A 15,941-nucleotide genomic window follows, 5' to 3' on the forward strand; every position below is an offset into this window, starting at 1 on the left:
AATAAACAGAATAAACAGAAAAATAAAGTTATAAATATTGCCTCTTCAACATGAAGAGGCAATATTTATTAATAGTTATTGTCGCTACCAAAGAAATCTTTGAACGATTGAATTGTTGTATCACGGTTTAATGCTGCAATTGAAGTTGTTAATGGAATACCTTTCGGACATGATTGCACACAGTTTTGAGAGTTACCACAGTTGGCAAGTCCTCCATCTCCCATAATTGCACGTAAGCGATCTGCTTTATGCATTTCACCCGTTGGATGTGAGTTGAATAAACGAGCTTGTGATAACGGTGCTGGTCCAATAAAGTCAGATTTACTGTTTACGTTTGGACATGATTCTAAGCAAACACCACATGTCATACATTTTGAAAGCTCATAAGCCCATTGACGCTTTTTCTCTGGCATTCTTGGTCCTGGTCCTAAGTCATACGTACCATCAATTGGAATCCAAGCTTTAACGCGTTTTAGAGCATTAAACATGCGACTACGGTCAACTTGCAAGTCACGTACAACTGGGAATGTCTTCATCGGCTTTAAGCGAATTGGTTGTTCTAACTGGTCAATAAGAGCTGTACATGATTGACGTGGTTTTCCGTTAATCACCATCGAACAAGCACCACATACTTCCTCTAAACAGTTCATATCCCATGCAATCGGAGTCGTTTGGTTCCCTTTTGAATCAACAGGATTACGACGAATTTCCATCAGCGCTGAAATAATATTCATATTTGGACGATACGGAATTTCAAACTCTTGGTCAAATTCTTGTGCATCTGGTCCATCTTGTCTCGTAATGATGAGGCGGATTGTTTTCTCAGACATGTTGCTTATCCCCCTTCTCTTCACCCTTAGCAGCTACATCGTGTTTTGAAGAATAGTCACGTTTACGTGGTTTAATTAATGAAACATCCACTTCTTCGTAATGGAATGCTGGTGCATTTCCTTCTCCTTCAAATTTCGCCATCGTAGTTTTTAAGAAGTTTGCATCATCACGATTTGGGAATTCTGGTTTGTAATGAGCTCCGCGGCTTTCATTACGGTTATATGCCCCAATTGTAATAACACGTGCTAACTCAAACATATTTGCAAGTTGGCGTGTAAACGAAGCACCTTGGTTGCTCCATCTTGCAGTATCGTTAATGTTAATACGTTTGTAACGAGCCATTAACTCTTCAATTTTCGCATCTGTTTCTAGTAATTTTTTATTTTCACGAACTACTGTAACGTTATCTGTCATCCATTCTCCAAGCTCTTTATGAAGAACATATGCATTTTCATTACCATCAAGCGTTAAAATATTGTTAAATTTCTCTGTTTCGATTAATTCATTTTGCTCATATACAGTAGATGAAACAGCATCAGATGATTTAGAAAGACCTTTCATATACTCAATTGCGTTTGGTCCTGCTACCATACCACCGTAAATTGCTGATAATAGTGAGTTCGCACCTAGACGGTTACCACCGTGCATAGAATAATCACACTCACCTGCTGCAAATAAACCTGGAATACTTGTCATCTGCTTGTAATCAACCCATAGTCCGCCCATTGAATAGTGAACCGCTGGGAAGATTTTCATTGGTAGTTTACGAGGATCATCACCTGTAAACTTCTCATAGATTTCAATAATTCCACCAAGTTTAATATCTAGTTCTTTCGGATCTTTATGAGAAAGATCTAGATATACCATGTTTTCACCGTTAATACCTAGTTTTTGCTCTACGCAAACATCAAAGATTTCACGCGTTGCAATATCACGAGGTACAAGGTTTCCGTAAGCAGGATATTTTTCTTCTAAGAAGTACCATGGCTTACCATCTTTATATGTCCAAACACGCCCACCTTCACCACGTGCAGATTCACTCATAAGACGTAACTTATCGTCTCCAGGAATTGCCGTTGGATGGATTTGAATGAACTCACCGTTCGCATAATATGCACCTTGTTGATATACAGCAGATGCTGCTGTACCTGTATTGATAATAGAGTTAGTTGATTTTCCAAAGATGATACCAGGGCCCCCTGTTGCCATAATCACGGCATCAGCTTGGAAACTTTTAATCTCCATAGTCTGTAAGTCTTGTGCGACGATTCCTCGGCACACACCTTCATCATCAACAACAGCTCGTAAGAAATCCCAACCTTCGTATTTCGTTACAAGTCCTGCTACTTCATGACGGCGTACTTGCTCATCTAATGCATATAGTAATTGTTGACCAGTTGTTGCGCCAGCAAATGCTGTACGGTGATGTTGTGTTCCACCAAAGCGACGGAAATCAAGAAGTCCTTCTTCCGTACGGTTGAACATAACACCCATGCGGTCCATTAAATGAATAATACCTGGTGCTGCTTCACACATTGCTTTAACTGGCGGTTGGTTCGCTAAGAAGTCCCCACCATAAATTGTATCGTCAAAGTGGATCCATGGAGAATCCCCTTCACCTTTTGTATTTACGGCACCGTTAATTCCACCTTGGGCACATACAGAATGTGAACGTTTTACTGGTACTAAAGAAAATAGTTCAACATTTACTCCTGCTTCTGCCGCTTTAATCGTTGCCATTAAGCCGGCCAAGCCACCGCCGACTACTATAAGTTTCCCTTTCATGCTCTCCCACTCCTTACTGGTTTGCTAGCTGTGGATCGATGAACGCTAATAATGCACTCACACCTACATAAGATAGACCTAAGAAAATAGCTAATGTTACATAAGTAGAGATTCTTTGTGAACGTGGAGATACTGTAATTCCCCAGCTTATGCAGAATGTCCATAGTCCATTTGCAAAGTGGAAAATCGTTGAAACAACACCAACTAAATAGAAACCAAACATAAATGGGTTGTTTAAAATATCTGCCATCATATCATAGTTTACCTCTTTACCTAACATTGCTTGAATACGAGTTTCCCAGACGTGCCAAGAAATGAAGATCAGCGTAACGATACCTGAAATTCGTTGGAAGACGAACATCCAGTTACGGAAATAACCGTAAGATACCGCATTGTTCTTAGCTGTAAATGCAATATATAAGCCATATATAGCATGGTACAGTATAGGTAAAAAGATGATGAAAATTTCTAGCGCATACCGGAATGGAAGGAGCTCCATAAAGCCTGCAGCTTTGTTAAAAGCCTCTGCTCCTCTTGTTGCAAAGTTGTTTACAATTAGATGTTGCGTCAAAAAGACACCAACCGGGATGACCCCCATTAATGAGTGCCACTTACGAAACGTATACTCGCGGCCTTTCATGTCCCCATTACCCCCTTGAATGTTTGACTGCTGTTTTCAGATTAATTTACAACAATAATGTTTTTTCACTATTGGCATAAGAAAAACTGAAAAAATTATTCGAAATATTTCAGCATAATTTGATAACAAGTTCATTTTACCCCTATTTTTGTCGAAGCGTCAAGAAAACGTATACATAATTTGCATATAATTTGCCAATTCTTTTTCCCTTCTTATATATTCAGATTTCCCTAAAGAAAAATCTGTTTTTATAAATGAAAAATGTTATATAATAATCCCTATAGAAAGAGGGGAATATTGTGAGTAAAAATACAATCGATACAACATCTTTAGAAGATGTTTCATTGAACGCCTTCGCTTATGAATTGCTACGTGAAGAATTACTACCTGATTTAATCGGTAACGATTTAGATGGTATTTTATACTGGTCTGGTAGAAACCTTGCAAGAAAATATCCGCTAGAAACAATTGAAGAAGTCATTCAGTTCTTTGAAAAAGCTGGCTGGGGCACTTTAAGCATTATTGAACATAAGCGTCGTGAAATGCAGTTCCAACTTAAAGGCACACTCATCGCTGAACGTCAAAAACAAAACAGACATTCTTCTTATCAATTAGAAGCTGGATTCATCGCTGAACAAATTCAAAAGCAACGAAACGTCGTTGCAGAGTCCTATGAAGAAAAGAAAAAGCGTTCAGACTCTATTACATTTCTTGTGAAATGGGATATAAAAGATCTCATTGAAGTGTAACCTTTCCCACGGTCAACTAGACATATAAGTTTAGTTGACTTTTTTGTATTTTCATTCATATGCATTTATTTTAAATCTTCAGAAATTATACCAAAAAACAGAAGACGTTGTAAACTACAACGTCTTCTTATCTGTTAAATACGTATAAATCGTCTCTGCGACATTTTTCGGCATACCTGCTTCGACAAATTCTGTTACAGAAGCTTCTTTCATCTTTTTTAATGAGCCAAAATGTTTTAACAATACCTTTTTCCGTTTATCACCGATTCCTGGAATATCATCCAACGCTGATTGAATGACCGATTTCCCATGCAACTGGCGATGGAATGTAATTGCAAATCTATGCACTTCATCTTGAATGCGTTGCAATAAATAAAATTCTTGGCTATTCCTCTCAAGCATCACAGGTTCAGGCGGATCTCCAATAATTAAATGTGATGTTTTATGTTTGTCATCTTTTACAAGCCCTGCCATTGGAATATATAATCCTAGTTCATTCTCCAGAACATCACTTGTAGCGGCCAGATGGCCTTTTCCACCATCAATAATGATTAAATCTGGTAAAGGTAAATTCTCTTTAAGCGCCCTCGTATAACGGCGTCTTACAACTTCCCTCATAGATTCGTAATCATCAGGACCTTGAACTGTTTTAATTTTATATTTCCGATATTCTTTCTTTGCTGGTTTCCCATCGATAAAAGCAATCATTGCGGACACGGGATTTATCCCTTGAATATTCGAGTTATCAAACGCTTCAATACGATATGGGGTTTCAATACCAAGCTGCTTCCCTAAATTATCAATGGCTTTAACCGTCCGCTCTTCATCACGTTCAATTAAGTAAAATTTCTCTTCTAGTGCAATTTTTGCGTTTTTATTTGCTAATTCTACAAGGTCTTTTTTCTTACCACGTTTCGGCTGTGTCGCTTCAACTTCTAAAAAGCGTTCTACTAATTCTGAATCTATACTTCCTGGAACGACAATTTCCTTCGGTTTAAAGTGACTACTGTTTTCATAAAATTGACCGATAAACGTTAAAAATCCCTCTTCTGGTTCATCATAGATTGGAAACATAGAAACATCACGCTCAATTAACTTTCCTTTTCTAACAAAGAAAACTTGAACACACATCCATCCTTTATCAACCGCATATCCAAACACGTCACGATCCACTAAGTCACTCATAATCATTTTTTGTTTTTCCATAATTGCATCAATATGAGCAATTTGATCGCGCAACTCTTTCGCCCGTTCAAATTCTAGTTTCTCTGAAGCCTCATACATCTTTGTTTCTAATTCTGATCGAACTTCTTTATGTCCACCATTTAAAAACTTAATAATTTCATCTACAATTTCTTTATTTTGCTCTTCCGTTACTTCTTTCACACAAGGCGCTAAACATTGGCCCATATGATAATACAAGCAAACTTTATCTGGCATATTTGAGCATTTACGAAGCGGATACATACGATCTAATAATTTCTTTGTTTCATGAGCTGATTGCGCATTTGGATAAGGACCAAAATACTTTCCTTTATCCTTTTTTACATTTCGCGTAATGAGTAAGCGCGGCTGTTTTTCAGCTGTAATTTTAATGAAAGGATATGTTTTATCATCTTTTAATTGAATATTATATTTTGGATCATATTTTTTAATTAAATTTAACTCTAAAATAAGAGCCTCCAAATTTGAGGAGGTTACGATATATTCAAAGTCAACAATTTCTCCTACAAGCCGAAGTGTTTTCCCATCATGCGAACCAGTAAAGTACGAGCGCACACGATTTTTTAGTACTTTTGCCTTACCGACATATATAACCGTTCCTTGCTTATCTTTCATTAAATAACAACCAGGTTGATCTGGTAAAATAGCCAACTTCTCTTTCAAATGTTCGTGCACTCGTTACCCTCCATTTCTACATGCTTAGCATTTTTATTTTCACATGAAAACATACTATGCCAAAACACCCAACATACGTTCTTTTATTGTAACGGAAAGGTTATAAAAAAGAAAATAAAAAAAGCTACCAAATGGTAGCTTTTTTTATTTTAGAAGTGTTTAGAAACTAATTCTACTAACGCTTCTTTCGGTTTATAACCTAACGTTTGATCAACTACTTTACCGTCTTTTAATACGAAAAGAGCTGGAATACTCATTACTTCGAATTGACGAGCAGTTTCTTGGTTCTCATCAACGTCTACTTTTACTACTTTTACTTTCTCGCCTAACTCTGCATCGATTTCTTCTAATACAGGAGCGATCATTTTACAAGGTCCACACCAAGGTGCCCAGAAATCTAATAATACAACACCTTCGCCAGTTTCAGCTGCGAAGCTTTGGTCGTTTGCATTTACAATTGCCATTTTATTTCCTCCTTCAAGTATATTCTACCAAGAGTATAACATTAACTTATATACGTGGCGAATATTATGTATCGTTATGTATTGTAACAAAAAAATGTCCCTTTATACTATATAAAAATACGGATTAAATACTAAAAAGGTGAGAGACAGGGGATCCCTCACCTTTTTCTATATATAGGGGTACTTCACTTAGAACTCAAGGGTACTCAAATCATGAATGTACTTTTAACTTTTTAAATTCTTCTGTTAAAAGAGGTACAACTTCAAATAGGTCACCAACAATACCATAGTCAGCTACTTTGAAGATACTTGCTTCTGGATCTTTATTAATCGCAACAATTATTTTCGAGTTAGACATACCAGCTAAATGCTGAATCGCACCAGAGATACCGCACGCAATGTATAGGTCTGGCGTAACAACTTTACCAGTTTGACCAATTTGTAATGAGTAATCACAATACTCAGCGTCACAAGCACCACGAGATGCCCCAACAGCGCCGCCTAGCACGTCAGCTAACTCTTTTAATGGTTTAAATCCTTCTTCACTCTTCACACCGCGTCCACCTGCGATAATAACTTTCGCTTCAGAAAGATCTACACCTTCTGCAGTTTTACGGACGACATCTTGAATGATTGTACGTAAATCTTTTACATCAACTGTAATAGAAGATACATCACCGATGCGAGATTCATCTTTTTCAAGCGTTGTAATGTTATTTGGACGCACTGTCGCAAATAAGATACCATCTGTTACAATCTTCTTCTCGAACGCTTTACCAGAGTAAATTGGACGAGTGAAGATAACATTTCCACCTTCAACTTCTAAAGCAGTTACGTCAGAAACTAAACCAGCTTCAAGCTTCGCTGCTAATTTTGGTGATAAATCTTTACCAAGTGCTGTATGTCCAAATACAATACCTTCTGGATTTTCTTCAGCATATACAGCTAAAAACGCTTGCGCATAACCATCAGACGTATATGATTTTAACTTATCATTTTCAACTGTCACAACGCGATCTGCACCGTAATGAATCAATTCATTTGCAAAAGAGGCAACGCTGTCTCCAACTAGAAGACCTACCACTTCACCGCCTTCTGCAATTGTTTTTGCTGCTGCTACCGCTTCAAATGAAACGTTACGTAGCGATCCATCACGAACTTCACCCATTACTAATACTTTACGAGCCATAGATTTTCCCTCCTGCATATATAATTTCGTATTTTATTAGATTACTTTCGCTTCTGTGTGGAGCAACGATACAAGTTCTTTTACTTGATCTTGCAGCTCGCCTTGTAACACTTTTCCTGCATCTTTCTTAGGAGGCAAATAGATTTCAATTGTTTTTGTTTTTGCTTCCACATCATCTTCTTCTAAATCTAAATCATCTAATTCTACTTCTTCTAGTGGCTTTTTCTTCGCTTTCATAATACCTGGAAGTGATGGATAACGCGGTTCATTTAAACCTTGTTGCGCTGTTACTAAAACTGGTAATGATGTTTCAATTACTTCTGTATCTCCTTCAACATCACGCTCAATCTTCACATTTGTACCGTCAATTTCAAGCTTTGTAATTGTCGTTACGTATGGAATGTTTAACGCTTCAGCCACGCGTGGACCAACCTGTCCAGATGCACCGTCAATCGCAACGTTTCCGCCTAAAATTAAATCTGCATCTTTATCTTTTAAATACTCAGCAAGTACTTTTGCTGTCGTGAACTGATCACCATTTTCAACATCATCTTCAATATTGATTAATACCGCTTTATCGCAGCCCATCGCTAACGCAGTACGAAGTTCTTTCTCACTATCCTCGCCACCAACTGTTACAACAGTAACCTCTCCACCTTGTGCATCTCTTACTTGAATTGCTTCTTCAATCGCATATTCGTCGTAAGGGTTGATGATGAATTCCGCTTCGCCATCGTAAATTGCACCGTTTTTAATTACGATTTTTTCTTCTGTATCAAATGTTCGTTTCATGAGTACGTAGATGTTCATTCCATTTACCCCCTTATTTTTCAGAAAGATTCTATCAATTTTAAAATTCTGTTAATTTATATTAAAAAAATAATTGGACTACCTACCACTAAATGAAGGCTTACGTTTTTCTAAAAACGCTGCTACACCTTCTCTTCCATCTTCACTCGTAAACACTTCACCAAAAATCTGTGATTCACGCTGTACACCTTCATAATAATGAGACGATTTTGTCGTTTGTAATAACTCTAGCACAGCACGAGTTGTTGCTGGACTTTTTCCAGCAATCTGTTTTGCAATTTTAAGCGTATCTTCTAAAATAGATTCTTCAGAAAATACCCCGTTAACAAGCCCCCATTGTAATGCTTCTGCACCAGTAATTGGTGTACTTGTTAACATCATTTCACAAGCTTTCGCTTTACCAACATAACGCGGTAAACGCTGTGTACCTGCAAAACCAGGAATTAATCCAAGTGTTAATTCAGGTAAACCAAGTTTTGCACTTTCAGTTACAAAGCGCATGTGGCAAGACATAGCAAACTCAAGGCCGCCGCCAAGTGCCGCTCCATGAATTGCCGCAATAACTGGTTTTGAACATTTTTCAACACGCTCAAACGTAACTTGTCCAAGCTGTGCTAATTCTGTTGCTTGCTTCGCTTCAGTAACAGATGTAAATTCTTTAATATCTGCTCCTGCTGAGAAGAAACGCCCTTCACCATGTAGAACAACAACACGAATGTTATCATCCTTTTCCACTTGATCGATTAATTCAGTAACGTCATGCATAACTTGTGAAGACATTGCATTAGCTGGCGCATGATTTAACGTCGCCACCGCAATATGGTCTTCAACTTTTACAGATAGGAATTTCAACATGATCCCTCCCATTATTGACGATAACCACAAGCTGCACTAAGTAGCCCATGTACCGTTTTCGAAAGTGCGACCAGATCATACTTATGATCGCTCATTACCCAATTGGTCACAACTTCATCCACTGTTCCAAAGATCATTTGTCTTGCCACGCGAACATTTAAATCCGCCTGGAATTCACCTTGCTTTATACCTGTTTCTAAAATCTCATCCATAACTTGTAAGTAGCCTTTTAATACTTCATTTATTTTAAGGCGCAAGTCTTGATTGGACTGTCTTAGCTCTAATTGCGTAACTATAGCAAGAGGATCATTTTGCGACAACAGCAAGAAGTGCGTTTCTACCAACATGAATAACTTCGCTACAGCGCTTTCAATTCCTGCTGTTTTTTGACGAATTGTTTCAACAAATTCTCCCATCTTCTCTTGGAATAAGGATATTAATATATCTTCTTTATTTTTAAAATATAAATAAATCGTGCCATCAGCTACCCCAGCTTGCTTTGCAATTTTAGAAACTTGCGCTTGATGGTATCCATTCTCTGCAATCACAATGACTGCTGCATCAATAATTTGATTGTATTTCGGTCTATTTTTCTTCACTTTACTGTCCCCTTCAAGAAGATGACTGAATGAATAGTCATTCATATTCTTATAATACTGACTATTTAGAAAAGTGTCAATCCTATTTTTTCAAAAAGAAAGGGCCTTAGCCCGTTTGCTCATCCTCATTCTTTCTTTTCTCTTCATCTATTAGGACACGGCGTAAAATTTTTCCGACTGTCGTTTTTGGCAGTTCATCTCTAAACTCATATACTTTCGGCACTTTATAAGCCGCTAAATATTTACGCGCAAACTGGTTTAATTCTTCCTCAGAACACTCCATACCTTCTTTTAACACAACAAATGCTTTAACTGTTTCTCCTCGGTACGGATCGGGAATTCCAATCGTCACTACTTCTTGCACTTTTTCATGCTCATATAATACTTCTTCTACTTCACGAGGATACACATTAAATCCACTCGCAACAATCATATCTTTCTTACGATCTTTCACATAGAAAAATCCATCTTCATCCATGTAACCAACATCCCCTGTATGGAGCCATCCGTCTTGTAATACAGCTGCTGTTTCTTCTGGCTTATTCCAATACCCTTTCATAATTTGAGGACCCTTTACAACAATCTCACCAATTTCACCCGGAGGTAAAGCCTCTCCAGTTTCAAGTGACATAATGTTTGCCTCTGTATCTGGCCACGGCACACCAATACTTCCTGGCACGCGTTTTTCCCACAAAAAATTCCCATGTGTAACTGGCGACGACTCCGTTAATCCATAACCTTCTACCAATTTTCCACCTGTAACTCTCTCAAACTCTTCCTGTACTTCTACAGGAAGCGGGGCAGATCCACTAATACAAGCCTCGATAGAAGAAATATCATATTCTTTTAAGAGGGGACTATTTAATAGAGCAATATAAATGGTTGGTGCCCCTGGAAATAGTGTGACTTTATGTTTTTTTATTGCTTCAAAAACCATTTTCATATCAAACTTCGGAATCAGCACCATTTTATATCCTTGCATAATACTTAAATTCATTACAGCTGTCATCCCATACACATGAAAGAACGGGAGAACACCAAGAATTACTTCTTCTCCTTCTTTACAATTATATAGCCAATGAGCTCCCATTAAAGTGTTCGAAACAAGGTTTTTATGCGTCAACATAACCCCTTTTGGAAATCCCGTTGTCCCCCCTGTATACTGCAAAAGAGCTAGATCATTTTCAGGATCACAAGGAACTTCAACATTAACATTACTTTCTCGTTCTACTGATTTCCATAGATGAATCGTTTCACTTTCCGACACATTCACCACAAGATTTGCCTGCTTTTTTTGTACAAATGGATAAAGTAAATTTTTAGGGAAGGGTAAAAAGTCCGCAATACGGGTTACGATAATATGTTCAATTTTTGTAGCAGCTTGAACATTCGTTACTCTTGGAAACACTAAATCGAGACAAAGAATTACTTTTGCTCCCGAGTCATAAAGCTGGTATTCTAACTCTCTTTCTGTATATAGTGGATTTGTTTGTACTACGATACCTCCCGCAAGTAATGTACCATAATAACCAATTACAGATTGCGGACAGTTCGGCAACATAATAGCAACTCGATCACCCTTTTCCACACCTAGCTTTTGAAGATAATTTGCAAACCTCTTTACCTTATCGTGGAAGTCTGAAAATGTAATATCCTTCCCTAAAAAGTGAAGCGCTTTCTTTTCTGGATAACGAGAAGCCACCTGTTCCACATATCCATGAAGCGGCTGAATATCATAAGAAATCGTACTTGGAATTTCCTCTGGATAACTTTTCAACCATGGTTTTTCCACCTTCATTCCCCCTTCAAATACATAAAAAATAAATGAATGTTCATTCATGATGGTTTTTTTCATTATATTATAGTCGCCATAGCGTTACAATCATAATATTCTGACTCTTATATAACTATGCTTCACTCCATTAACTTCTTATTATATGTATAAACTCTCCTAATCTATAAAAGAATAAGAGAGTTATTATTTAGCTTAATCTTATTATCGTTAACACAGCTCCTGGTGTAGTTGTTGATAATGTGGCAACAGCTAACAAACCAAATAGTTGCAAACTAATAGCATCTCCTGCTGCAAGAGTTGTAATAATTGTTGCACTAAATGATGTGGTTGCTAACGCAGGAGCATTGATAGTCCCAGCAAGCGCTGCTCCATTAATTGTAATTCGCGAACTGACTAATAATGAAGCAGTAATATTAATCGTATATGAAATATAATAATTCCCAGCATTCGCAACCGTAAATACTGTATTTCCGCCAGACACTGTAATTCCTGGACCGATATTTTGATTATTCGGAAGTGGGACATTCGTTCCACCAAGAAGTACCGATATCGCTGTTCCCGACGTATTATTTGCAAATGCATACGTCGCCGTGATACTCGTACCTGTTACTCCCGTTGGACCCGTTGCTCCTGTTGCTCCCGTTGCTCCTGTCACTCCCGTTGCTCCTGTTGAACCCGTTGCTCCTGTTGCTCCTGTTGCTCCTGTTGAACCCGTTGCTCCTGTCACTCCCGTTGAACCGGTTGCTCCTGTTATTCCTGTCGCTCCCGTTACTCCTGTTGCTCCTGTTGAACCCGTTGCTCCCGTTACTCCTGTCGCTCCCGTTACTCCTGTTGCTCCTGTTGAACCCGTTGCTCCTGTCACTCCCGTTGCTCCTGTCACTCCCGTTGCTCCCGTTGGACCCGTTGGACCCGTTGCTCCTGTTGCTCCTGTTGCTCCTGTTGCTCCTGTTGCTCCTGTTGCTCCTGTTGCTCCTGTCGCTCCTGTCGCTCCCGTTGAACCCGTTGCTCCTGTCGCTCCTGTCGCTCCCGTTGAACCCGTTGCTCCTGTTGAACCCGTTGCTCCTGTTGCTCCCGTTGCTCCCGTTGAACCCGTTGCTCCCGTTACTCCTGTTGCTCCTGTTGAACCCGTTGCTCCTGTTGCTCCTGTTGCTCCTGTTGGACCTGTTGCTCCTGTTGAACCCGTTGCTCCTGTCGCTCCCGTTGAACCGGTTGCTCCTGTTATTCCTGTCGCTCCCGTTGGACCTGTTGCTCCTGTTGAACCCGTTGCTCCCGTTACTCCTGTCGGACCCGTTGCTCCCGTTACTCCTGTCGCTCCCGTTGGACCCGTCGCTCCCGTTGGACCTGTTACCCCCGTTATTCCTGTCGCTCCCGTTGGACCTGTTGCTCCTGTTGAACCCGTTGCTCCTGTTGCTCCTGTTGTTCCTGTTACTCCCGTTGCTCCCGTTGAACCCGTTGCTCCTGTTGCTCCCGTTGGACCTGTTGCTCCTGTTGAACCCGTTGCTCCTGTTGCTCCCGTTGGACCTGTTGCTCCTGTTGAACCCGTTGCTCCCGTTACTCCTGTCGGACCCGTTACTCCTGTCGCTCCCGTCGGACCCGTCGCTCCCGTTGCTCCCGTTACTCCTGTCGCTCCCGTTGGACCTGTTGCTCCTGTTATTCCTGTTGCTCCCGTTGGACCTGTTGCCCCCGTTATTCCTGTCGCTCCCGTTGGACCTGTTGCTCCTGTTGAACCCGTTGCTCCTGTTGAACCCGTTGCTCCTGTTGAACCCGTTGCTCCTGTTGAACCCGTTGCTCCCGTTGGACCTGTTGGGCCTAGCTTAGGAACTGTCCCATCGCAACTAAAACAGCATGAATCAACATGTACACCGTTTTGATTATTACACCCATAATTATCGCTCCATAAAGACATGCTGATCCCTTCCTTCGTGTTCAATCTTTTAAGTACAGCCAACTAATTAAAAATATCTTTCTAATAAAAATCAGTTTTTATTTCCCCTATCAACTACCCGCTCTGGAACAAACCTTTTATAAACAAAGTTTTTTCCTTACATTCTAATAAATATTACATGCAATACGCTCTCCTTTCGCTTGTACTTTCGCCTTCCTAATTAAAGGAATTTCAGCTCCTTCAACTTTGATACACGTATGCATTTTAATAAGGTATATTAAAATGCGTATAAATCGTTATTTTTTTCGTCAAAATTTTTTAACATATCAACACTTAAAATGCCCTCATAGTATGATTTGGTCGTTGTAATTGATAATGATTTTCACCATCGTACATATTGCAAATAAAACATTTTATTTTTGGGCAGAAGATGAAGAAAATTATCGGTATTTTCATAGTAGTTCTTCTATTCGATGTTGGATGTGGGCAGCAAAAAGAGAAGAAAACAGAAACGAAAGTGGACAATATAAATCAAGCTATAACAATTAAACACGCTGAAGGAGAAACGAAGTTAGATAAACCAGCGAAAAAAGTTGTTGTACTTGAGTGGAGATATTCAGAAGACTTATTAGCACTTGGTGTTCAGCCAGTATGGATGGCAGACATTAAGAATTATAATAAAATGAAACAACTTGACGTTCTTGTACTTGGAGATGATTTAGCAACCGGACTCGGGCAGCCTGCAAATAAAACGCGTCTTGCTCTAATTGTGTTAGCGACACTACTTACATCAATTAACATTGCTGCTGTCGGTACAGTTGCCTTTTTAGGTCTTGTTGCACCTCACTTAGCACGAATCGTCGTTGGTATGAATTATCAAAGACGATTCGTTTGTTCAGCACTGTTTGGAGCAACACTTCTTTCCATTGCTGATTTACTCGGACGAACGATTGCATATCCGAAAGAAATCCCTTCTGGTCTTGTCGTTGCTGTACTTGGAGCACCTTATTTCTTGTGGTTGATGAGGAGAAGTGGGAAGAAGGTTAATTAAAAGCTGGCTTCATATATGAAGCCAGCTTTTCTATTATGGCATAAAGCGAAACTTTAATCAGTGGGGGTTTTACTGCCCGTTAATGCGGGATAAAATTAATATAAGCTTTGTACATAAAGTATATAACAATTGAATACATGATTATATTAAACACACTTCGTTTTAAAGTTAACTGTCTCTTTAATTTCTTATCCTGTAACCTTAGTTCTATTCCGCTTGCTATTTTCAATCCACCTACTATTTGAAATAGCTCTCTGTAATCATCAGCATTTCCTAACAATACGTATTCTCTATTATTTTTATACTTTATATATAGAAATTCACTTCCACCTTTACGGTCTAATATTGTTTTCATAGAAGCTATTTCATTTAATAAACATACTTTTAGATCAACGTCATTATAATAACGATCAACAAAAAACACGTACAATCGTTCATTTGTAACGATTAGCATATTATTAATACCGAAGTTCATCGCAAGAACGCCTACCCCTAAGCTCATCGCTGTTCCTGTCTGCCAATTTTTCACGCGAGGATTTTCAGCAAACATACTATATAAAATTTCTTCCCTTCCCTGTAATCCTTCTTGTACAACCTCATGACATCGCTTCATTAAAATTTTTTTTGTTACAACTTCTTTTGTACGATTTATTTTCTTTTCATCTATTTTTTCATCATTTATATCGTCATCTACAAAATCATCACTATACTGCAAATTATTTAATTCCTGAAGGAACTTTTCTTTATTCATCCCTATTCCCTCCCAACATCTTCTTCAATTTTTTTCTCCCTCTTGAAAGCCTGCTATACACCGTATCTCGTGTCATACCGAACTCAAGCGCTATTTCTTGTACACTATATTCATCTAAATACCTTTTTATAAAAATTTTCTTATCTTCTTCGTTCAATTCTTTAATCAAAACGAAAAAATTACAATCTAGCTCTTCTTTTGTTAAATTAACATTTTTTCCTTCTACATATATGTCTTGCTGAAACTCTTGTAATTGATAGACCTTATTACTTTTTCGTTTATAATCAATGGCTTTAAATTTCGCAACAGATATAAGCCAATTTCTAAACTTCCCACGATTTTCATCATAACTATTAATGTTGTACCAAACGATTAATAAAATATCGTCAACACATTCATCCACTAGCACCTTACTCTGTGCCGTATCTAAAACACTATGAACCACCTTATAAATTAAATCTCCATATTGATCAATGACTGTATGTAACGCTAACATATCTTGTTTTCGAAGACCTTCTACTATTTCTATGTCCTTCACCCTTATCACCACTCTTTACTCTTTACTCCATTCTCTATTCATTATATATACGAATGAATAGAGCGGTTTTCTGACACTTTTACAAATATTTTCTAATTAT

General features: G+C 38.5%; 14 protein-coding genes and 2 pseudogenes. 3 read left to right on the forward strand and 13 right to left on the reverse strand.

The genetic code is table 11. The features are described from left to right. Positions 1-68: 68 nt before the first annotated feature. From sdhB to sdhC, 3 genes are read right to left on the reverse strand one after another with little or no spacing between them, the layout of a single operon-like run. The gene (sdhB, locus tag LUS72_RS22350) at positions 69-830 is read right to left on the reverse strand and encodes a succinate dehydrogenase iron-sulfur subunit (protein ID WP_001291830.1); all 762 of its coding nucleotides are present in this window, start codon (positions 828-830) and stop codon (positions 69-71) included. Then, positions 823-2,616, reverse strand: coding sequence for a succinate dehydrogenase flavoprotein subunit (sdhA, locus tag LUS72_RS22355; RefSeq protein WP_000676749.1), 1,794 nt, complete (start codon positions 2,614-2,616; stop codon positions 823-825). Before sdhA ends, sdhB begins: the two co-directional genes overlap by 8 nt. Positions 2,617-2,629: 13 nt before the next feature. Continuing rightward, a complete protein-coding gene (gene sdhC / locus LUS72_RS22360; RefSeq protein WP_000678357.1) occupies positions 2,630-3,256 on the reverse strand; it encodes a succinate dehydrogenase cytochrome B558 in 627 nt (208 codons plus the stop codon). Positions 3,257-3,555: 299 nt separating this feature from the next. On the opposite strand from sdhC, the gene LUS72_RS22365 reads away from it, so the two are divergent. Beyond that, entirely contained in the window at positions 3,556-4,005 is a 450-nt protein-coding gene (locus tag LUS72_RS22365) for a YslB family protein (protein WP_000042225.1), read from the forward strand. Positions 4,006-4,119: 114 nt separating this feature from the next. Here LUS72_RS22365 and uvrC read toward each other — a convergent pair whose 3' ends face one another. From uvrC to LUS72_RS22405, 8 genes are all read right to left on the reverse strand, one after another. Beyond that, positions 4,120-5,904 (reverse strand): excinuclease ABC subunit C, encoded by a 1,785-nt coding sequence (uvrC, locus tag LUS72_RS22370; RefSeq protein ID WP_264448279.1) that lies wholly within the window; start codon positions 5,902-5,904, stop codon positions 4,120-4,122. A 149-nt stretch (positions 5,905-6,053) separates the two neighbouring features. Next, the gene (gene trxA, locus LUS72_RS22375) at positions 6,054-6,368 is read right to left on the reverse strand and encodes a thioredoxin (protein WP_097830521.1); all 315 of its coding nucleotides are present in this window, start codon (positions 6,366-6,368) and stop codon (positions 6,054-6,056) included. A 211-nt stretch (positions 6,369-6,579) separates the two neighbouring features. Further along, positions 6,580-7,557 (reverse strand): electron transfer flavoprotein subunit alpha, encoded by a 978-nt coding sequence (gene etfA / locus LUS72_RS22380; RefSeq protein ID WP_097830520.1) that lies wholly within the window; start codon positions 7,555-7,557, stop codon positions 6,580-6,582. Between the two features lie 36 nt (positions 7,558-7,593). Next, positions 7,594-8,367, reverse strand: a complete 774-nt coding sequence (gene etfB / locus LUS72_RS22385) for an electron transfer flavoprotein subunit beta (RefSeq protein ID WP_001029031.1) — start codon at positions 8,365-8,367, stop codon at positions 7,594-7,596. Between the two features lie 78 nt (positions 8,368-8,445). After that, positions 8,446-9,222: an enoyl-CoA hydratase gene (locus LUS72_RS22390; protein WP_097830519.1), complete on the reverse strand. Its 777-nt coding sequence runs from the start codon at positions 9,220-9,222 to the stop codon at positions 8,446-8,448. An 11-nt stretch (positions 9,223-9,233) separates the two neighbouring features. Continuing rightward, positions 9,234-9,866, reverse strand: a complete 633-nt coding sequence (locus LUS72_RS22395; protein ID WP_002077415.1) for a fatty acid metabolism transcriptional regulator FadR — start codon at positions 9,864-9,866, stop codon at positions 9,234-9,236. Positions 9,867-9,927: 61 nt separating this feature from the next. After that, positions 9,928-11,613 (reverse strand): long-chain-fatty-acid--CoA ligase, encoded by a 1,686-nt coding sequence (locus LUS72_RS22400; RefSeq protein WP_141533493.1) that lies wholly within the window; start codon positions 11,611-11,613, stop codon positions 9,928-9,930. A gap of 190 nt (positions 11,614-11,803) precedes the next feature. Then, the gene (locus tag LUS72_RS22405) at positions 11,804-13,522 is read right to left on the reverse strand and encodes a BclA C-terminal domain-containing protein (protein ID WP_264448280.1); all 1,719 of its coding nucleotides are present in this window, start codon (positions 13,520-13,522) and stop codon (positions 11,804-11,806) included. Between the two features lie 409 nt (positions 13,523-13,931). Between LUS72_RS22405 and LUS72_RS22410 the strand changes: the two are divergent. Both LUS72_RS22410 and LUS72_RS22415 read left to right on the forward strand, forming a co-directional pair. After that, positions 13,932-14,187: pseudogene (locus LUS72_RS22410) on the forward strand (iron-siderophore ABC transporter substrate-binding protein); the annotation flags it as partial. Beyond that, positions 14,184-14,552: pseudogene (locus tag LUS72_RS22415) on the forward strand (FecCD family ABC transporter permease); the annotation flags it as partial. The pseudogenes LUS72_RS22410 and LUS72_RS22415, both read left to right, overlap by 4 nt. Before the next feature lie 79 nt (positions 14,553-14,631). Here LUS72_RS22415 and LUS72_RS22420 read toward each other — a convergent pair. Both LUS72_RS22420 and LUS72_RS22425 read right to left on the reverse strand, forming a co-directional pair. Further along, the gene (locus tag LUS72_RS22420) at positions 14,632-15,303 is read right to left on the reverse strand and encodes a septation ring formation regulator EzrA (protein ID WP_097832049.1); all 672 of its coding nucleotides are present in this window, start codon (positions 15,301-15,303) and stop codon (positions 14,632-14,634) included. Beyond that, complete coding sequence (locus LUS72_RS22425; protein WP_097832050.1) at positions 15,296-15,850, reverse strand: sigma-70 family RNA polymerase sigma factor; 555 nt, start codon at positions 15,848-15,850, stop codon at positions 15,296-15,298. The genes LUS72_RS22420 and LUS72_RS22425 overlap by 8 nt, the downstream gene beginning before the upstream one ends. Positions 15,851-15,941: the final 91 nt, after the last annotated feature.

It is taken from the genome of Bacillus cereus (assembly GCF_025917685.1).
In the GTDB taxonomy this organism is placed as follows: domain Bacteria; phylum Bacillota; class Bacilli; order Bacillales; family Bacillaceae_G; genus Bacillus_A; species Bacillus_A cereus_AT.